The sequence below is a fragment of the Deinococcus sp. KSM4-11 genome (genome assembly GCF_004801415.1).
Taxonomy (GTDB): domain Bacteria; phylum Deinococcota; class Deinococci; order Deinococcales; family Deinococcaceae; genus Deinococcus.
The window spans coordinates 46,937-65,746 of sequence record NZ_SSNX01000009.1; the positions used below are offsets into that span (position 1 = coordinate 46,937).

Consider the following 18,810-nt stretch of genomic DNA (forward strand, 5'->3'; position numbering starts at 1 on the left):
TGGGCCATTCACAGGAGGCGCTATGGCGTGGTGGCACAACAGCGTGGTGTACCAGATCTACCCCCGCAGCTTCATGGACAGCGACGGTGACGGCGTGGGCGACCTGCGCGGCATCACCGGGAAGCTCGATTACCTGCACGCGCTCGGCGTGGACGTGGTCTGGCTGTGCCCCATCTACCCAAACGGCGGTGTGGACGGCGGCTACGACATCACCGACTACCGCGGGATCGCCACGGAGTTCGGCACGCTGCCCGACTGGCAAGAGCTGCTGGCCGGAATGCACGCGCGTGGGATGCGCCTGGTGATGGATCTGGTCGTGAACCACACCTCGGATCAGCACCCGTGGTTCCTGGAGTCGCGCCGCTCGAAGGACAATCCGTACCGCGACTACTACCTGTGGCAGCCCGGCAGGGACGGGGGGCCGCCCAGCAACTGGGGCTCGCACTTCGGCGGCAGTGCGTGGCAGCTCGACCCTGCCACGGACGAGTACTACCTGCATCTCTTCGCCACCGAGCAGCCCGATCTGAACTGGGAGAATCCCCGCGTGCGGCGCGAGGTGTACGACCTGATGACCTTCTGGCTGGAGTTGGGCATCGACGGCTTCCGGATGGACACCATCAACATGCTCAGCAAGGTGCCGGGCTTCCCGGACACCGCGCCCGGCGCGGATTACGCGTACCCGCTGGCCGAGGAGCACTTCCTGAACGGCCCTCAACTCCTGGCCTACCTGCGCGAGATGAAGGCCGAGGTGCTGTCGAAGTACGATGTGATGACCGTGGGCGAGACGCCGGGCGTCGATCCTGACGGCGCGGCCGTGCTGACCGATCCGCAGACCGGGCCGCTGAGCATGATCTTCCAGTTCGACCACATGGCGCTGGACAAGGACACGGCCAGCGCCCGCCCCCGCTGGACGACCGTGCCTTACAGCGTGCCCGAGCTGAAGAAGGTGCTGGGCCGCTGGCAGACCCAGCTGCACGGACGCGGCTGGAACAGCCTGTACCTCTCGAACCATGACGTGCCCCGCATCGTCTCCCGATATGGCGACGAAGGCATTCATCGCGTGGCGTCCGCGAAACTGCTCGCCACGCTGCTGTTCACCCTGCAGGGCACTCCGTACGTGTACCAGGGCGACGAACTCGGCATGCCCAACGCGAAGTTCACGAGCATCGACGACTACCGCGACGTGGATACCCTGAACCTCTACCGCGAGGACGTGACCGAGGGCGGCCGCGACCCGGAGGGCGTGCTGGCCATGATCTACAACAAGGGCCGCGACAACGCCCGCACCCCCATGCCCTGGACCGCCGGCGTGAACGCGGGCTTCACGACCGGCACCCCCTGGATTCCGCTGAACCCCACGTACCCGCAGATCAACGTGGAGGCTGTCCTGGCCGATCCGGAGTCGGTGTACTGGTACTACCGCGACCTGATCCGCCTGCGCCGCGAGCACCCGGCCATCGTGGAGGGCCGCTACGACGACCTGCGCCCCGAGCACGAGACGCTCTACGCCTACCTGCGCACGCACGCGCAGGAGCAACTGCTAATCCTGCTGAATTTCGGCGGTCAGGCGCTGGATCTGGATGGCGTGTTCGAGCTGCCCGCGAACGCGGAACTGCTGATCGGCAACGCCGCTTCGTCCGGTGAGGTGCCGCCCGCCACCCTCCAGCCGTGGGAAGCGCGCGTGTACCTCACGCGAAGTGTGGCCGAGACGGGCACGCCCGGCTGACGCTCAGCTTCGGGCCCGCACGACCATGGCGATGCCCATGCCGCCGCCGATGCACAGGCTGGCCACGCCGGTCTCCTTCCCCGTCCGGCGCAGCGCGTGAATCAACGTGACGAGCACGCGCGCGCCCGACGCCCCGATGGGGTGGCCCAGGGCGACCGCGCCTCCGGTGACGTTCACGCGCGCGGGATCGGCCTTCAGGTCGCGAATCACGGCCAGCGACTGGGCGGCAAAGGCCTCGTTCAGCTCGAACAGATCGACGTCCGCCACGCCCATTCCGGCGCGTTCCAGGGCGATGGGCACGGCCCTGGCAGGCCCGATGCCCATGATCGCCGGATCGACCCCGATGGCCGCGTAACTGGCGATCTCGGCCAGCACCGGCAGGCCGTGCGCCCGCGCGTACTCGGGCGTGGCGACCAGCAGCATGGCCGCGCCGTCGTTCAGGCCGCTGGCGTTCCCGGCGGTCACCGTGCCGCCCGGCTTGAACGCGGGCTTCAGCTTGGCCAGGGCCTCCAGGGACGTCGCGCGTGGATACTCGTCGGTGTCGACCACCGTCGGCCCCTTGCGGCCCGGCACGTCCACGCTCACGAGTTCATCCGCGAAGAATCCCCCTGCGAGCGCGGCCGCCGCCCGCTGCTGGCTCTCCAGCGCGAAGGCGTCCTGCTCCTCGCGCGTGATGCCCCACTGCGCCGCGATGTTCTCCGCCGTGAGGCCCATGTGGTACCCGCCGAACACGTCCGTCAGCCCCTCGGACAGGATCGAGTCGAGCGCCTCCGCGTGTCCCAGGCGGTAGCCCTCGCGGGCGCGCGGCAGCAGGTACGGAGCGCGGCTCATGCTCTCCGTGCCGCCCGCGAGATACAGCTGTCCATCCCCGGCCCGGATGGCCTGCACGGCGCTGATCACGGCCTGGAGTCCGCTGCCGCACACGCGGTTCACCGTCAGGCCCGGCACCTCCTGCGGCAGGCCCGCGCCGATGCCGACCTGACGGCCCACGTTCATGCCCTGCCCCGCCTGGAGGACGTTCCCCACGACCACGTCGGCCACGTCGACGCCATTCACGCCGTCCAGCACGGCCCTTGCGGCGCTCACGCCGAGCTGTACTGCCGACACGTCCTTCAGACCGCCCATGAAGCTCCCGATCGGCGTGCGCTTCGCCGCCACGATCACCAGATTGTCCATGCGTGAAGTGTAACGGCGGAGCGTGACGGGACGGAGACCCGCTGCGCAGCAGGATCGCCGGAGCTGGGCAGGCGTTCACGCGGCCGTAATGCCGCCGTAATGGTACGGGGAGACAGTCAGGGCACAGACGGAGTTCCACCAGGAGGAACGCACATGACGACCAGCACCGACCGAGTCCGCACCGATCACCTCGTTCACACCGTGCACGAACCGCAGCTGTCCCGCACCCTGTTTGCCGACACGCGCCTGTCGCCCCTGTGGGCCCTGCTGCGCGTGTACGTCGGCTACGAGTGGCTGTCGGCGGGCATCGAGAAGGCCGGGAGTCCGGTCTGGGTGGGCGCGCAGGCCGGCACTGCCGTGGGCGGGTTCCTGAAGGGCGCCCTGGCGAAAACCGGAGGGGATCACCCGAGCGTACAGGGCTGGTACGCGTGGTTCATCGAGCACGTCGCGCTGCCCAACGCCGCGCTGTTCTCGTACCTGGTGACCTTCGGGGAGATCGCCGTGGGGATCGCCCTGATCCTGGGCCTGTTCACCGGGATCGCCGCGTTCTTCGGCGGTCTGATGAACGCCAATTACCTGCTGGCCGGCACCGTGAGCACCAATCCGCTGCTGTTCATCCTGGCGACGTGGTTGGTGCTGGGCTGGCGCGTGGCAGGGTGGTTGGGAGTGGATCGCTGGCTGCTTCCCAGACTCGGGGTGACGAGTTCCAGCACGGTCGTGAAGTCAGGCTGACCACTTGAACCGAACGGACGCCGCTCCAGCAGTGTGGAGCGGCGTCCGTTCCGTCCTGGGTGGGGGGCCTTTGGCGTTCAGTCGCCGGTCACGGCCACCAGCTCGGGTTCCGGTCGGGAGGCGGGCGCGGGCAGACCCAGCATGGCGTACACGCTGGCGCCGAAGCTGGCGTCGTCGAGCACCCTGTGGTGGTGCGCCCACTGCCAGCGGCGGTAGGCGTCGGCCGCCAGCTGCATGTGGTGGTCGTCCAGCGTGGCGTCGGCCAGCGGGTTGGGGGGCGGCGCGGTCAGGTGGTGGCGGGTCAGGGCGCCCTCCAGTTCCGCGAGGGTCTTGGGGCCGAACGCGAAGGCCACGCGGCCCTGTGTCAGCCAGCGGCGCAGGTCGTCCTCGCCGGGCAGGGCGTACAGGATCAGTTCCCCGCCTGGGTGGGGGTCGCCGGGGGCGGCCAGGGTCAGGCCGGGCACGTTGTCCTGCAGGTACGCGGCGACCGGGCCCAGCGCGTAGGCGCTCGCGCCGGCGGTCAGGTGGTGCATGGCCTCTCTGGGGTTCAGGCGGGGCACGTCGGGGCCGTCCGTGGGGCCGTCCAGGCGGATCGTGGCCGGGGGCCGCAGCGCCTGGGCATGCAATTCCAGGCGGGTCTGCCCGCGCCACTCGCTGCTCACGAGGTGGGTGGCGAGGTCGCGTTCGCCGGGCGTGGCGGCCGTCTCGCTGTACTTCATGCCACGCAGCGGGCCGACCTTGAACTGAAGGGTGTCGCCGCGTTTGCCGACCAGCCGCGTGTCGGTCAGCCCGTCACGGATGTGCCACAGCGGGGGCGCGTGCCCCTCCCCGAAGGGTTCGAAGGCGGCGGTCTCGGTCACGAGATCGAGGGTGGCGCCCAGCACCGGCAGGGCCGCGTCCAGCCGTACCCGTGGGGCCGGGGTGGGGAACTGCCGGGCGTAGGTGTGAATCCGGTCGCGGAAGGCGTCCAGGTTCTCGTCGGCAATGGCGAAACCGGCCGCGCCGGGGTGCCCACCGTAGCGTTTCAGGAGGTCGCGGCTGTACTCCAGGCCGCCGTGCGCGCTGATGCCGGGGGTGCTGCGGACGCTGCCCTTGCCCTGCGCGATGATGAACACCGGCTTGTGGTACGTCTCCAGCAGCTTGCTCGCCACGATCCCCATCACGCCCGCGTGCCAGTCGGGGTGCGTGACGACCAGGGCAGGTTCGCTGGGATCGGCCAGGCCGAGCGCCTGCTGGAACATGTCGTCCTGGAGTTTCCGGCGTTCCAGGTTGCGGGTCTCCAGATACGCCGCGAGCCGCCCGGCCTCGTGCGCGCTGGGCGTGGTCAGCAGCGTCAGGGCGATGTCGGCCTCGCCCAGCCGCCCGGCGGCATTGATGCGTGGCGCGAGGATGAAGGCCACGTCCCGCGCGTTCGGGCGCTTCACGCGCCCGCCGTCCATCAGGGCCCGCAGGCCCGGCAGCTCCGTGGTCGTCAGGGCGTCCAGCCCGGCGCGCACCAGGGCGCGGTTCTCGCCGATCAGCGGGGCCACGTCGGCCACGGTGCCCAGGGTCGCCAGGGCACTCAGGGCGCGCGGTTCGGGCAGGCCGAGTTCCTCGTGCACGGCCCACAGCAGGTGGTACGCCACGCCCGCCCCGGTCAGGTTGTGCAGGTCGGGATCGAAGCTGTCGGTCAGGTGCGGGTGCACGACCAGGGCCGCCGGGAAGTCTGGGCCGGGCGCGTGGTGATCCGTGACGATCACTTCCACACCGCGCGCGACCAGGGCGGCGACCTCCTCCACGTTCGTGACGCCACAGTCCACGGTCACGAACAGGTCGCTGGCGGCGGCATGTTCCTCGACTCTGTCCGGATGGACGCCGTAGCCCTCGTTCAGACGGTGTGGAATGAAGCCGTGCACGTTGGCGTTCAGGGCGCGCAGGCCCAGCACCAGCACGGCGGTGGCGCTCACGCCGTCGGCGTCGTAGTCCCCGTGGATCCGGAGGCGTTTGCCGGCCCGGATGGCCGTCACCAGCCGCCGGGCCGCCTCGCGCAGCGCCGGGTTGGGCGTGAGCGTCAGAGGCGGGTCGAGTAGCGCCGGGGTCAGGTGCCGGCCCGACAGCACCTGCGCCACGGGCGGCGAGACCCGCCACGCGCGCATGGTGTCCAGCAGCGCCTCCCGGCTGGCCGGGGGTGCGAGCAGCCAGGTGGTGTCCGGGCGGATGGTCACGGGGTCTCCGCCGGGGCCACGGACGGGAGCGCTTCGTTGGTCACGGTCGGCGGGCTGGCGGGGGGCAGCGCTCCCAGCCGGGCCTGCAGGGTGGCGGTCAGGCGCTGCTCGACCCGCTCGCGTTCACGGCCCTCGCGGCGGCGGCGCAGGCGTTCGCGCCACACGGGCGGCAGCAGCAGCAGCGAGGCGTACGCGGCCCCCATCAGCAGGAACAGCGTGACGGCCATTCCGACCGAGAGGGTCAGTTCCCCCCCGCCCAGCGGCAGGGGCAGGCGCACGGTCGCCGGATTCTCCAGCGTGACCAGCAGCAGGTACGCCGCGAGGCCCAGCAGCAGCAGCACCTGCACGAACGAAACGAGCCGCATGGAGGCAGTCTAGCGCCGCGTGGTGGGCCGGAACAGCAAAAGGCCGCTCCCCGTATGCGGGGAGCGGCCTTCAGGCGTGCTGGTTTAGAAGTAGAACTTCAGGCCGGCCTTGACGGCCACGCCGAAGCCCTTGGCGCCCGTGTTGTTCACGGCACCGCTGCTGTCGTACGTACTGCCCAGGCCCGAGCCGAGGCCCTTGTTGCTCAGGTAGTAGCGTCCGTCGCCTTCCACGTACGCGGCGATGGAGGAGGTGATGTGGTAGTCCACGCCCACCAGCGCGCTGGCGTACAGGTCTGTGGCGTTGCCGGTGGCGGCGCGCGCAGTGCTGCTCGTCAGTCCCAGACCCACGCCCGCGTAGGGGCTCAAGGTGCCGCCCGCGTTCAGGTGGTACATGGCGTTCACGTCGGCGCTCACGGCGTTCCCGCCGGGCTGGTACTCGGCGGCCACGCGGGCACCGACCGGGCCGATCACGCTGGTGCTGCCGATCATGGCGCCGGCCGTCACACAGTAGCTGGCGAAGGTACCGCGCACCTGGCACTGATCCTGGCTGCCACGCGCGCCGACGCTCACGCCGGCGTACAGGCTACTGGTGTTCATGGCGGGTTCTGTCATGGTATCACCGATCACGACGGTGGTGCTGGGTGTCGTGGTGGTGTCGGGGGCGGGCGTGGTGACGGTCGCTGCGGTGCCGGCGGGGCCAGCGGGGCCTGCAGGGCCGGCCGGGCCCGCAGGACCGGTGGGGCCCGCAGGGCCAGCCGGGCCAGCGGGGATGTTCTTGATGGCCGCTTCCAGGGCGTCCACGCGGGCCTGCAGGGCCGTCACGTCGGCACCGGCCGTGTTGTCGCCCATCGCGTTGATCTTGTCTTCCAGGGCCGTGATCCGGGCCTGCTGGTCGGCGGTCAGCTTCTCGAGATCCGTCACGCGGTTGGCCACGGCGGCCAGCTCGGTGCTGACTTCCTGCATGCCGTTGGTGATGGTGGTCATGTCGCTGGCGCTGAAGCCACAGTTGGCCAACTGGCCGGACTGGAGCAGGCGATAGAAAATCAGCGCCGCCTGGTACCGGGTCAGGTTGTCATTGCCACGGAAGGTGCCGTCCGGGAAACCCTGGATCAGCCCGCAGGAGACGATCTTGTCGACGGCGTCCTTGGCCCAGTGCCCGGCCGGAATATCGCTCAGGGTCACCGTGGTGGCGGGGGTGGCCGTGGTGGTGGCGGGGGTCGTGGTGTCCTGGGCGCTGGCGACGCCGAGGCTGAGGGCCAGGGTGGACATAAGGATCAGTGATTTGCGCATGGGATCTCCTTGGGGGCGGCTGACGACAGACCCTGGGGCGCTGCGTCGTCCTGCGCTCACCGTAGGCATGCGCAGTGAGCCCTGCGTGAACGCGGCTGGGCGGAACTTCACGTTCATTTAGAGCTGAACGTTTCAGAGGTCACAATGAGTGGATCGTGATGATCACGCCATATTCAATGAGTACACTTCGCTCCTACCACAGGGCGTTGCGGCGGAATTGATGAGAAAGCTGACGCAGGACACGGAACTCGTTCCTCATGAGAGACCGGCACTGCGTCGGCCCACGGTGTTCCGCTGAGGGTCGCGCCACCCTGTCAGGGGGCCACGTACGGAACGGTCTGGTTGGGCCGAAGGGAGTCACGGCCCCTTGACGTCCCTGCCTATACTCCCGGCATGACCCAGATCCACGTGCAGGCCCAGCCGGGCGACGTCGCGCCGTACGTCCTGCTGCCCGGCGACCCCAACCGCGCCCAGCACATCGCGCAGACGTACCTCGACGGGGCGCGCGAGTACACCCGGCACCGACAGCTGTTGGGCTTCACGGGCACGTACCGGGGCGTGCCCGTATCCGTGCAGACGACCGGCATGGGCTGCCCCAGCGCCGCCATCGTGACCGAGGAACTCGCCCGCCTGGGCGCGACCACCCTGATCCGAGTGGGCACCCTGGGCGGCGCCACGCCCCGCGTCGCGCCCGCCGATCTGGTGATCGCCACCGCCGCCGTGCCCAACGACGGCACCACGAGACAGCTGCTCGGCGGCGCTCCCTATGCGCCCGCTGCCAGCTTCGAGGTCGTCCAGGCGGCCGTGAACGCGGCCCGGCGGCTGGAGGTGCCGCACCATGTGGGGCTGGTCATGACCGAGGATGCCTTCTACGCCAGCACGCCGGAGCACGCGCGCCTGTGGGCGTCGCGCGGCGTGCTGGGCTTCGAGATGGAGGCCAGCGCGATCTTCCTGGTGGCGGCCCTGCACGGTCTCCGCGCCGCGTGCCTCACCGCGTGCAGCAACGACATCGGCGACCCGCAGCTTGTGCCCGCCGAGGTGCTGGCCGGTGGGGTCGACCGCATGGTGCGCGTCGCGCTGGAGGCCATTGTCGCGCTCCACGCCACGGACAGCGCCGCCGGGCGCGTGTCAGGATGAAGCCATGACGCACCTCGACGAGCTGGACTTCAACACAGTGCAGATCGACCAGCACGGCCCCATCGCCGTGCTGACCATCAGCCGCCCGCAGGCGCTGAATGCCCTGAACGCCGAGACGCTCGGCGAGATCGCGCAGGCCGTGGACCTGATCATCGAGGACGCCGAGGTGGGCGTGCTGATCATCACGGGCGCGGGCGACCGGGCCTTCGTGGCGGGCGCGGACATCAGCGAGTTCAAGCAGGTGCAGTCGGTGTACGACGGCCGCGAACTCGCTCTGTCCGGCCAGGACGTCATGTCCCGGATTGCCACGCTGCCCATTCCGGTGATCGCCGCTGTGAACGGCTACGCGCTGGGCGGTGGGCTGGAACTCGCGCTCGCGTGTGACCTCCGCGTGGCCGCGACCGGCGCGCGGCTGGGGCTGCCGGAAGTCACGCTGGGCCTGATTCCCGGCTTCGGCGGCACGCAGCGCCTGTCGCGCCTGATCGGGGCGGGCCGCGCCCTGGACTTGATGCTCACCGCGCGGCAGATCCAGGCCGACGAGGCGCTCGGCATGGGCCTCGTGAACTACGTCGCCGACGACGCCCTCCAGAAAGCCCGCGAGGTCGCCGAATTGATCCTGAAGAACGCCCCGATCGCGTTGTCGCTGGTCAAGGAAGCGGTGCGGCGCGGCCTGGACACCGGCCTCGACGCCAGCCTGGAGATCGAGGCGGACATGTTCGGCCTCGCCACCGCCACCAAGGACTTCCAGGAGGGTGTGGACGCCTTCCTGACCAAGCGCCGCCCCGCGTTCCAGGGCGAGTAGCGCCAGAGGAACTGCCCATGGACGACTCCACCCCACCCGCCGGCGAGATCCCGCAGCGCCGCGCCACGGATCAGAAATTCAAGTTGAGCGTGCAGGGCGGCACCGTGCAGGACGTCGAAGGCCGCCACTCCGACGCGCCGGACGCGCCCAGCAACGGCCGCCGGGTGGTGGAATTCACCACGCCCCGCGCCAAGCTGATCGAGGAGGCGAACCTGGCCATCCGCGCGGACCTTGCCGCGTACCCCCGCGCCCTGGCCGCGTACGACGCGCTGCGCGGCGACCCGGAGGCCCTGGCCTGCTGGGACATGGCGAATTACGTGACCATGCGCAAGCTCGGGTACAACGACCACGGGCGCGTCCACGCCTTCATCACGGGGGCGGCCAGTATGGCCATCACGGAACTGCTGCTCGACGCCGGCGTGAGACCGGACCTGATGGACTCCGGCGTGGGCGACGCCGACGACGTGTACCTGACCGTGATCCTGGGCACCATGCTGCACGACATCGGCAACCAGATCCACCGCGTGGGGCACGAGGCGCACGGCGTCATGCTGGCCCTCCCGATCCTCGACCGCATCATGGGGCCGCTGTACGAGGATCCGTTCAAGCGCACCAAGGTCCGGTCGTTCATCCTGGGAGCCATCAACTGCCACGACCTGAATCCGCCCCCCCTGACGCTGGAGGCCGGCATCACCGCCGTGGCGGACGGCACCGACATCACCAAGGGCCGCGGGCGCAAGGCCTTCTCGCTGGGCAGCGTGGACATCCATTCCATCAGCGCCCTGGCCGTCGATGAGGTCGTGATCGAGAAGGGCAGCCAGATGCCGGTGCTGATCAACGTTACCATGAACAACTCCGGCGGCATCTTCCAGGTCGAGGAGATCCTGGCCCCCAAGGTGATCCGCACGCCCATGCGCCGCTTCGTGGAACTGCGCGCCTCCACCCGGCCGCAGGGCGACGAGCAGATCCTGTCGCGCGTGCGCCTGGACGGCGACCACTTCGTGATGGATCTGGAGGGTGGCGGCCGGGTCGAGGTCGAGGTGAAGGACACGCAGAAGCGCGCCCAGGAGGCCATCGTGGCGCAACTGGGCGTGCCCTCCGACAGCCGCTGAGCGGCGACGGCCTTACTTCTTCGGCGTCGAGCCGGGCAGTGGCGTGGTGCGCGCCGGGCCGCCGTCTACGCCGCCTGCCCGCGTGACGCCCGCCCCACCGTGCGCCGAGCCGCCCAGGTCGCTGTCGCCGTCGTTGTTCGGTTCCCCCTGCCGGTCCTCGCCGTCGCTGCCGCCGAGCGTGCCATCACCGAAGCCCGGCTGGTCGTTGGGGTTGCGTTCGTCCACGTCGGCCGCGTCGCGCAGGATTCCCTCGGCCGTCATCTTGTCCTGCACCAGTTCCTGGGTCGTGCCCTCGTCCACCACTGCGCCGTCCCGTTCGTCAGCTCCTGTCATGCGCGCAGCGTAGGCGTCCGCTTCCGGCAGCGGCTTAGGCGGCCTTCACGAAACCTGATCCGGCGCCGCCTGCACCTCCCGGTTCTCACGCCGCCAGCGTGCGGCTCCGTGGCCTATACTTGACTGTCTATGAGCAACAAGAGCATTCCCATGACCCAGCGCGGGTATGACAAACTGGCCGACACCCTGCACCACCTGAAGACCACCCGCCGCGAGCAGATCAGCGAGAACATGGGCCGGGCCATTGCCGACGGCGACCTGCGCGAGAGCGCCGCCTACGACGAGGCGCGCATGGAGCAGAGCGAGAACGAGGCGCGCATCTCCGAACTGGAGGAGCAGCTGCACCGTGCCGTGGTCGTGCCCGAGGACGCCAGCGGCGGGGCCGGACTGGGCGCGAAGATCACCGTGAAAGACGAGAAGGGCCAGCAGCGCCAGTTCGAACTGGTCGGCACCTACGAGGTCGATGTCCTGAAGGGCAAGGTGAGCGACGCCAGCCCCATCGGCAAGGCCCTGAGTGGCAAACGCGCCGGAGACACCGTGGAAGTGCCGCTGCCCAAGGGCACCGCGAAATTCGAGGTGCTGGCCGTCGAATACAGCTGAGGCCCGGACGGGTGTGCTGGCGGTCACGCGGTGTGGCCGCCGGTTCTGTTTCCTCCCGCCCCGATTCATCTGAACGTGAGCCCGCTGGACTCAAGTGAAGGCGGAGGTTCCACCCATGCGCACCATCACCCTGATGGCCCTGACCACCCTGACCCTGCTCGGCGCCGCGTTCGCCGCGAGCGGCACCACGACCCCCGCCACCCCGGCGTCCACGCCCGCCACAACGGTGGCTGGCCCCATGCTCACGGCCGGGCAGACCGTCAACGTGAACACCGCCCCCCTGGCCGACCTGGAGAAGGTGCCGGGCCTGGGCGTGAAACTCGCCACCGCCATCCTGCAGGCTCGCCCCTACAAGAACCAGGCGGATCTGGTCAAGAAGGTCAAGGGCATCGGGAAGATGAACATCAAGAAATTCGGCCCCTTCCTCACGTACTGAGCGGCAGCCTTATCTCCAGGTCGCCCTGATGGTGGCCTGGCTCTTCACTTCAGCACGAGGTCGAGGGTCGCCACGCGCAGCGACCCCTCGCCCGTGTGGTGGATGCCGCGTGGGCCAGGCACCAGATCGAGCGGGTGGGTGAAGTCCGGGCCGTCCACCAGAACCGTGTGGTACTCGCCGTTCTCCCCGCAGGCGTCCGCGCCGTGCGCCTCGATCTCGCCCACCAGCGCGGCGTCCAGCTCTCGCCCGAGGAACGCCGTGGGCAGCGCGTCCTCCCGCACCGCGACAATCCGCGCGCGGAAGCCCAGGCCGAGCAGCTCATCCACCAGCGTGCGGCGCGGCTCCAGCCACAGGGGCAACGCTGCCGTGATGCCCGCCGCCGCGCAGACCTGTTCCTCCCAGTCGCGGTGCGCCTGCAGGTCGATGTCGCCGAACACCGCGCGGGTGGCGCCCGCTCCGGCCGCCCGCGCGAGCAGCGCCGTGAACTTCGGCTCGTACGCGGCCCAGCTGGCGTTCGCCGTCCACAGGGGTACGCCCAGCGCAGCCGCTTGGGCCTGCACGACCTCGGGCCGCAGGCCGTGCGAGCGGGTGCGCTCGCCCGTCTCGTCGAGCACGTTCAGGATCGCCGTGGGCCGCCCACCTGCGCGCCGGATCCGGTGAAAGGCCAGGGCGCTGTCCTTCCCGCCACTCCACGACGTGATGAACGGCGTGTCCAGCCCGGTCATTTCAGGCCCGGAATCCGCAGGCCGCCCCGCCCATCCCAGCCCTTGAAGGCGTAGAAGCGGCCCGGCTCGCCGGTGGTCAGGTAGTCGCTCAGCGGCTCGCGCATGGGCGGGGATTCCAGCTTCACGAGCGCTTCCTCGGGGGTGCAGAAGCGCGCCTCCACGATGAACCCGTCCGGATCCGCCGGGTTCAGCAGGCCGTCCCACGTCGCCTCGAAGGCCACCGCGATCGCCCGCTCGCCCCGGCGCTCGTCCTCGATGTGCACCGTGTACGCCATGTGCTTGATCCCGGTCAGTTTCAGGCCGGTCTCCTCGAAGATCTCGCGGTACAGCGCCTCGGGCAGCGTCTCGCCCGGCTCGACCACGCCGCCCGGCAGGGTGTGGCGTACCCGCCCGTGCCCCTGCCAGTCGTTCCCGACCAGCAGCACCCGCCCGAAGCGGTCGCGCAGGATCCCGGCCGCGACCAGCAGGTCACGCCGCGCCATGCTCGCCCTCCTGGTTCACGGCCAGCAGCTGCCGCTCGCGCTCCGCACGGCTCAGCGCCGCCACGATGGGGGAGAGGGCCCCGCCCATCACCACGTCCAGCGGGTGGTTCTTGTCGTCACCCTCCAGCCGGTGATCGGTCACGCGGTTCTGCGGATAGTTGTAGGTGCGGATCTTCTCGCTGCGGTCGCCGCTGCCCACCTGGGCCGCGCGCTCGTTCCGTTCCAGAGCGTCCCGCGCCGCCCGCTCCCGCTCTGCGAGCCGCGACGCCAGCACCTGCAGGGCCTTCTCACGGTTCTTGATCTGCGAGCGGCCGTCCTGGCAGATCACCACGATCTCGTCGGGCGTCCCGGCACGGTATACGGCGCGCACCGCGCTGTCCGTGGTGTTCACGCCCTGGCCGCCCGCTCCCTGCGAGCGGTACACGTCGATCCGCACCTCCGAGAGGTTCAGGTGAACCTCGTCCGGCTCGGCCTCGGGCAGCACCGCCACGGTCGCCGTGCTGGTGTGGATGCGGCCCTGGGATTCGGTGGCGGGAATGCGCTGCACGCGGTGGACGCCACGCTCCCACTTGAACGCCCGGAAGGCCCCGTCGCCCGCGACCTCGGCCACCACCTTGCTCGCGCCGCCCAGATCGGACTCGTTCGCGTCCAGCACACTCAGCTTCAGGCCCGTGCCCTCGGCGTAGCGGGTGTACAAACGCAGCAGATCCGTCACAAACAGCCCGGCCTCCGCGCCGCCCGCCCCGGCCCGCAACTCCAGCACCACGTCCTTCGCATCGTCCGGATCGGTCGGGAGCAGCAGCACCTCCAGCTCCGAGTCGATCTGCGCGAGCCGCGCCGTGAGACCCGCCACCTCGCCTGCCGCCAGCTCCCGCATGTCCGGATCGGCCAGCAGCTCGCGCGCGCCCGCCAGATCCACGCGCAGAGCGCCTTGCTCACGCAGCAGCGTCGCCAGGGGCAGCAGCTCCCGGTGCCGGCGCGTCAGGCGCGCGTACTCCCGCCCATCGGCCAGCGCCGCCGGATCACCCAGCCGCCGCTCGACCAGCCCGAATTCGGCAGCGAGCTCGTCCAGGCGGGAGCTCATACACGCACCGGCCGGCCGGGGTGCTCAGCCGTCCACCCAGAACGGTGCCGCCCGCCGTGCAAGCACAGGTACAGGCACAGGACACCGGGATGGACTCCCGGAGTGGACGCGCGCGGCGTCACGTGACATACGCCGTCCGCCCGGGCCACCGCCGCGGCGAACTCACAGCCGACCCCCACGCGCGGGCCAGCAGACAGACACTTGACACTGGAAACATGGAGGCAGTCTACCGCCCACACCTAACCCGCCCTACCGGCCGTTCCCTCACCTCGCGTTACAGTCCACTGCATGAGAACCGTCACCGTCGGCGTCCTCGGCAGCGGCACCGTGGGCCAGGACGTCCTGAACCTGATTGCCCGGCGCAAAAGCGTCTTCGATGACATCGGCGTGACCATCGACATCGCCGGCGTCCTCGTGCGCGACATGAACAAAGCCAGAAACGTTCCGGAAGGCACACGCGTCACCGACACCTGCGACTTCCTCCAGGAATGCAACGTCGTCATCGAATGCATGGGCGGCATCGACCGGCCCCTGGGGCTCCTGCGCACCTACCTCAGAAGCGGACGGCCCCTCATCACGGCGAACAAGGCCCTGCTCGCCGAACGCTGGGACGAACTGCGCCCCTACGCCCAGGACGGCCACCTGTACTACGAGGCCAGCGTCATGGCCGGCACGCCCGTCATCGGTCCCATGAGCACCGTCCTGCGCGCCAGCACCTTCGTGCAACTCCACGCCATCCTGAACGGCACCTGCAACTACATCCTGGGCCAGATGGAAGCCGGCAAGGACTACGCCCAGGCCCTGGCCGAAGCGCAGGCCATGGGGTACGCTGAAGATCCCCCCACCCTCGACGTCGGCGGTTTCGACACCGCCCACAAGCTCGCCGTCATGGCCCGCTTCTGCGCCGACGGGAACTTCGATTACGCCGATGTCCAGATCCAGGGCATCGAACACGTCACCCCGCAGGACATCGCCGAGGCCCGCGCCGCCGGGGAACGGATCAAGCTCGTCGCCTCGCTGGAACGGGACGGCGACGGCTGGGCGGCCCGCGTCGCCCCGCAGCGCCTTCCCAACGACCACCCGCTGTGCACCGCTGGTGAGAGCCGCAACGCCCTGGTGTACGAGGCCGAGGAAAGCGGCACGTTGATCTTTGCGGGCGGCGGGGCCGGGGGCATGGTCACGGCGTCCGCGATGGTCGGAGACTTGTTGGATTACCTGCTGGGGTTTCCGGGGCACGTGCCGTTGCACTGAGCGGAGATGTGCAGGGATTTCCCACATCCAGCCCCTCCGGGGTAGGGGAGCCGGCATTGCGCTGGGCATGTGGTCGCTGCTGCGTCCTGGCCGGCGTTGATGCGTTTTGCGGTGGCGAGGGGCGGCCTATCTGTCCTGGGCGATCACGCCGTCAGCGCCCGCGCGCTTCACGCACGGTGGCATTCGGTGAGGGGCAGGGTGGGACGCTTTGGCCAAATATTCTTCCTCACGGGCACTCGGGAAACTGGGGAGCGGAGGACTGGGAGGAGGGCGGCCAGCCGTCCGTGTCTCATTTCGTTTGCCGTTCCAGTTCCGTCTGTACGGCGGCGGTCTGTTCCAGAAAGGTCAGATTCTGGAGCGCGGGAATGGTTTCAACCAGATAGGTTTCAACTTTCCTGTCCACGCCGTAGACCATGCCGATGGCGAACAGCACGAGGATCACGCCGAATGCTCGCTGGACGGCGCCCAGGCGGGGCATCAGCGCGGGCCGGTGCAGCAGCCTGCGGCCTCCCCACATGACCCCCAGCATGGGCATGGCCACGCCGAGGGAGTAGGCCAGGGTCACTAGGGCGGCGAAGGCGGTGACCTGTCCACTCAGGGCGAGGGTGGTGACGCTGGCGAGGATCGGGCCGACGCAAGGTGTCCAGACGACGCCCAGGGTCGCGCCGACGACCAGGCCGCCCAGAAAGCCGTCGCCGTCCGGTCGGCGCTGCGGCAGGACGCGGCTTACGGCGACCTCGAAGCGGGTCTGAAGGCTGGGGATGGCGAGGGTCAGGCCGAAGAGCAGCAGCAGGGCCACGGCGACCCAGCGGACAGAATCCGGGCTGAGATCGAGCGCGCTGACCACGCTCGCGAAGAACAGGGTGAGCAGCACGAACGCGCCGATGAAACCCGCGATGATCCCCAGGGGCCGGCCGCGCCCGCCGACGGTGCCCGAGAGCAGCACCGGGAGCACCGGCAGCACGCACGGCGACAGAACCGTGAGCACGCCGCCCAGGAAGGCCACGACGATCAGCAGCACGCTCTGCCCCGGCTCACATCTTTCTGGCGCTGGCGGCGGTGGCGAGGATCTGTTTCAGGCCGCCGCCTCTCAGGCCGCTGCCCGCCCATTTCTTGATGGCTGTGCCCCCGGCATCGACCAGGACGAAGGTGTCCTGCACGGGAATGCCGTACTGCCGCTTCAGGGCGGTTTCCTTGTCGAAATCGGCCTTGAAGATGACCAGATCCCTGGGAATCTGCGCGAGGTTCTTCAGGATGTCGGCCTCGTCGGCGCGGCAGTTGGGGCACCATGTGGCGTGGAAGAACAGGATGCGCCGCCCGGTCTTCGCGGCGTCGAAAGCGGCCTTGGTGTAGGGCTGATAGCCCTGGCCCAGGGGCTTGTCCGGGGTAGACGTGGAAGGCGTGGTCATGCTGGCGGCGGCCGTGGCGATCAGGGCGGCGACCGCCAGGGTAGGAAGGGTCAGGCGGTGCATGGGGGAACCTCCAGGGGGTGAAAGGGGACGGGCAGGTCAGTGCTTCGGTTCCCCATGCTCGATGGTACTGGTGGTCTGCAACTGACCGTCCAGCAGGCGCAGGCCGCGCCCACCCTCGGCGACGGCGAAGGTGCCGTCCGGCAGGCTGATCACATCCATGGGGTGCGTGACCTTCAGCTGCTGAACCTGCCCACTGCTGAGGCTCACGCGGGTCACCATGCCGCCCCGGTCGCTGAGTAGCGCCGCGTTTCCGTTCACCGTGAGTTTGTCCGGGTGCCCGGCCACCGCCCAGCTCTGCACGACCCGGCCACTCGGGTCGAGTTTCAGCAATCGGCCCGTGACATCCAGGGCCAGCAGGCCGCCGGGCAGCGCCGAGAGGGCCACCGGCCGGCCGCCCAGCTGCACACGGGAGCGCATGGCCAGCGTGTCCGGGTCGAGCAGCCACAGCTCGCCGCTCAGGTGATGGGTCACGTACAGCGTGCCGCCCTGGAGCAGGACGCCGTCCATGACGTCCGCGAGGGGCAGGCCGGGCGCCGTGGCGATGGTGACCTGCATACCGCCCAGCGTGCCGACCTGCCCGCGCACACTCTTGAAGTACACGCGGCCGCCCGCCATGCCGGAGCTGGCCATCAGGCCCGCCACGCCGTCCGGCACGGAGTAGCTGCGGAGGATCTTCAGCGGTTCCGTCTGCACGTCCAGCACGCGGTCGTTCGCGGCGTCCGCCAGGAACACATGGTCGCCCAGGCGCACACCCTCGGTGAACCACGCGGTCTGTGCGCCGTCCGTGTGCAGGCTGGCGCTCACCCGACCGTCCCGGATCACGCTGATGGTGCCCGCATGGTCGTTGCTGGCGACCACCAGTGTCCGGCCTGCACTCACCACGACCGCCGGATCCGGCAGGGCCGAGGCCACGCTCTGCGAGGGCGTGAGCAGGGTGCCCAGGGCCAGCAGGCCGCTGATCGTGGCGGCCACCCCGAGGGCGGCGGGCCACCAGCGCCGGGCTGGAGCGGGTCGAGGTGAGGGGGCGCGGTGCGCGGCCGCGAGCACCTTGGCCCGCAATGCCGGGGGTGGGGCAACCTGCGGCGCGTCCTCCAGCAGCGCGAGTTCCAGGTCGCCCAGCAGGGCCCGGTGGGCCTGGCAGGCAGGGCACGTCGCCAGGTGGGCGCGCGCTGCCGGACTCAGGGCCGCGCCGGTCATGGCTTGGAGTTCCAGCTGTTCCTGCACGTCCGGGCAGCGGATGTCCGAGGATGCGCCCTGCCCATTCAGTCCAGCCATGCGCCCACCTCCTCTCCCAGCACGCGTTTCAGGTGCTTCAGGGCATAACTGATGCGGCTTTTCACGGTGCCCACCGGCGTGCCCATGCTCCCGGCGATCTCCTCGCGCGTCTGGCCACGCAGGAACGCACGTTCTACCGTTTCCCGATGTGCGGGCGACAGTTCCTGCAGGGCGGCGCGGATGCGTTCGCGGCGCTGGGTGGTCTCCGCGCCGTCTGACGGGCCGGGCCGGAAGTCGGGCAGCGGCAGTTCCGCTCCGTCCTCGCTGTACAGCGGCGTGCTCTGGCGCACGGCCCGCAGGCGGTCGAGCCCGCGCGAGCGGGCCATGACCAGCAGGTAGGTCCGCAGGCCCGCGCGGGCCGGATCGAAGGCCCTGGGGTGCTCCCACAGGTTCAGGAACACGTCCTGCGTGACCTCCTGCGCCGTGCCCTGATCCAGCATGCGCGTCAGCACCCCGTACACCGCGCCGACATGGGCGTCGTAGACCTCGGCCAGCGCGGCCTCATCACGGCGGTGCAGGCGGGCGACCAGGGCCACGTCGTCCGCATGGGTCGCCCGGCCCTCCCTGGGGGCAGCGCTGAACATCCGGGCGTCAGCCATGAGCATCCA

General features: G+C 69.9%; 20 protein-coding genes. 8 read left to right on the forward strand and 12 right to left on the reverse strand.

The window, feature by feature from the left end; all coding sequences use genetic code 11:
- The first annotated feature begins 22 nt into the window (after positions 1-22).
- Positions 23-1,726, forward strand: coding sequence for an alpha-glucosidase (locus E7T09_RS19260; RefSeq protein ID WP_136390833.1), 1,704 nt, complete (start codon positions 23-25; stop codon positions 1,724-1,726).
- Positions 1,727-1,729: 3 nt separating this feature from the next.
- Here E7T09_RS19260 and E7T09_RS19265 read toward each other — a convergent pair whose 3' ends face one another.
- The gene (locus E7T09_RS19265; protein WP_136390834.1) at positions 1,730-2,902 is read right to left on the reverse strand and encodes an acetyl-CoA C-acetyltransferase; all 1,173 of its coding nucleotides are present in this window, start codon (positions 2,900-2,902) and stop codon (positions 1,730-1,732) included.
- Positions 2,903-3,055: 153 nt separating this feature from the next.
- Between E7T09_RS19265 and E7T09_RS19270 the strand changes: the two genes are divergently transcribed.
- Entirely contained in the window at positions 3,056-3,634 is a 579-nt protein-coding gene (locus tag E7T09_RS19270) for a DoxX family membrane protein (protein ID WP_136390835.1), read from the forward strand.
- Between the two features lie 77 nt (positions 3,635-3,711).
- On the opposite strand, the gene E7T09_RS19275 is transcribed toward E7T09_RS19270, so the two are convergent.
- From E7T09_RS19275 to E7T09_RS19285, 3 genes are all read right to left on the reverse strand, one after another.
- Positions 3,712-5,769 (reverse strand): DHH family phosphoesterase, encoded by a 2,058-nt coding sequence (locus E7T09_RS19275; protein ID WP_136390967.1) that lies wholly within the window; start codon positions 5,767-5,769, stop codon positions 3,712-3,714.
- Positions 5,770-5,834: 65 nt separating this feature from the next.
- A complete protein-coding gene (locus tag E7T09_RS19280; RefSeq protein ID WP_136390836.1) occupies positions 5,835-6,203 on the reverse strand; it encodes a lipopolysaccharide assembly protein LapA domain-containing protein in 369 nt (122 codons plus the stop codon).
- Between the two features lie 84 nt (positions 6,204-6,287).
- Positions 6,288-7,493 carry an S-layer homology domain-containing protein gene (locus tag E7T09_RS19285; protein ID WP_136390837.1) on the reverse strand — a complete coding sequence of 402 codons (1,206 nt, stop codon included), beginning with the start codon at positions 7,491-7,493 and terminating at the stop codon, positions 6,288-6,290.
- A gap of 393 nt (positions 7,494-7,886) precedes the next feature.
- Here E7T09_RS19285 and E7T09_RS19290 point away from each other — a divergent pair, with 393 nt between their 5' ends.
- The 3 genes from E7T09_RS19290 to E7T09_RS19300 are packed head-to-tail and all read left to right on the forward strand — an operon-like array spanning position 7,887 to position 10,544.
- Positions 7,887-8,630, forward strand: coding sequence for a purine-nucleoside phosphorylase (locus tag E7T09_RS19290; protein WP_136390838.1), 744 nt, complete (start codon positions 7,887-7,889; stop codon positions 8,628-8,630).
- 4 nt (positions 8,631-8,634) lie between these two features.
- Positions 8,635-9,432, forward strand: a complete 798-nt coding sequence (locus E7T09_RS19295) for an enoyl-CoA hydratase/isomerase family protein (RefSeq protein ID WP_136390839.1) — start codon at positions 8,635-8,637, stop codon at positions 9,430-9,432.
- A 17-nt stretch (positions 9,433-9,449) separates the two neighbouring features.
- Positions 9,450-10,544 (forward strand): phosphohydrolase, encoded by a 1,095-nt coding sequence (locus E7T09_RS19300; protein ID WP_136390840.1) that lies wholly within the window; start codon positions 9,450-9,452, stop codon positions 10,542-10,544.
- Between the two features lie 12 nt (positions 10,545-10,556).
- Here E7T09_RS19300 and E7T09_RS19305 read toward each other — a convergent pair whose 3' ends face one another.
- Positions 10,557-10,877 carry a hypothetical protein gene (locus E7T09_RS19305; protein WP_136390841.1) on the reverse strand — a complete coding sequence of 107 codons (321 nt, stop codon included), beginning with the start codon at positions 10,875-10,877 and terminating at the stop codon, positions 10,557-10,559.
- 129 nt (positions 10,878-11,006) lie between these two features.
- Here E7T09_RS19305 and greA point away from each other — a divergent pair, with 129 nt between their 5' ends.
- Both greA and E7T09_RS19315 read left to right on the forward strand, forming a co-directional pair.
- On the forward strand, positions 11,007-11,477 hold the full coding sequence (gene greA, locus E7T09_RS19310; protein ID WP_136390842.1) for a transcription elongation factor GreA: 471 nt from the start codon (positions 11,007-11,009) through the stop codon (positions 11,475-11,477).
- 115 nt (positions 11,478-11,592) lie between these two features.
- On the forward strand, positions 11,593-11,913 hold the full coding sequence (locus E7T09_RS19315; RefSeq protein WP_136390843.1) for a helix-hairpin-helix domain-containing protein: 321 nt from the start codon (positions 11,593-11,595) through the stop codon (positions 11,911-11,913).
- Positions 11,914-11,957: 44 nt separating this feature from the next.
- Here E7T09_RS19315 and E7T09_RS19320 read toward each other — a convergent pair whose 3' ends face one another.
- The 3 genes from E7T09_RS19320 to prfA are packed head-to-tail and all read right to left on the reverse strand — an operon-like array spanning position 11,958 to position 14,204.
- Positions 11,958-12,638 (reverse strand): adenosine nucleotide hydrolase, encoded by a 681-nt coding sequence (locus E7T09_RS19320; protein WP_136390844.1) that lies wholly within the window; start codon positions 12,636-12,638, stop codon positions 11,958-11,960.
- Complete coding sequence (locus tag E7T09_RS19325) at positions 12,635-13,120, reverse strand: NUDIX hydrolase (protein WP_136390845.1); 486 nt, start codon at positions 13,118-13,120, stop codon at positions 12,635-12,637. Before E7T09_RS19325 ends, E7T09_RS19320 begins: the two co-directional genes overlap by 4 nt.
- A complete protein-coding gene (gene prfA / locus E7T09_RS19330; protein WP_136390846.1) occupies positions 13,107-14,204 on the reverse strand; it encodes a peptide chain release factor 1 in 1,098 nt (365 codons plus the stop codon). The genes E7T09_RS19325 and prfA overlap by 14 nt, the downstream gene beginning before the upstream one ends.
- Before the next feature lie 288 nt (positions 14,205-14,492).
- Here prfA and E7T09_RS19335 point away from each other — a divergent pair, with 288 nt between their 5' ends.
- Positions 14,493-15,455 (forward strand): homoserine dehydrogenase, encoded by a 963-nt coding sequence (locus E7T09_RS19335; protein ID WP_136390847.1) that lies wholly within the window; start codon positions 14,493-14,495, stop codon positions 15,453-15,455.
- 289 nt (positions 15,456-15,744) lie between these two features.
- Here the strand turns inward: E7T09_RS19335 and E7T09_RS19340 are convergent, their stop codons facing one another.
- Genes E7T09_RS19340 through E7T09_RS19355 form a run of 4 tightly spaced genes read right to left on the reverse strand, consistent with a single transcriptional unit; the run spans position 15,745 to position 18,801 of the window.
- On the reverse strand, positions 15,745-16,476 hold the full coding sequence (locus tag E7T09_RS19340; protein ID WP_136390848.1) for a cytochrome c biogenesis CcdA family protein: 732 nt from the start codon (positions 16,474-16,476) through the stop codon (positions 15,745-15,747).
- Between the two features lie 13 nt (positions 16,477-16,489).
- Positions 16,490-16,927: a thioredoxin family protein gene (locus tag E7T09_RS19345; protein WP_136390849.1), complete on the reverse strand. Its 438-nt coding sequence runs from the start codon at positions 16,925-16,927 to the stop codon at positions 16,490-16,492.
- Positions 16,928-16,963: 36 nt separating this feature from the next.
- Entirely contained in the window at positions 16,964-18,202 is a 1,239-nt protein-coding gene (locus E7T09_RS19350) for a hypothetical protein (RefSeq protein WP_136390850.1), read from the reverse strand.
- Positions 18,190-18,801 (reverse strand): sigma-70 family RNA polymerase sigma factor, encoded by a 612-nt coding sequence (locus E7T09_RS19355; RefSeq protein WP_168734950.1) that lies wholly within the window; start codon positions 18,799-18,801, stop codon positions 18,190-18,192. Before E7T09_RS19355 ends, E7T09_RS19350 begins: the two co-directional genes overlap by 13 nt.
- Positions 18,802-18,810 lie beyond the last annotated feature (9 nt).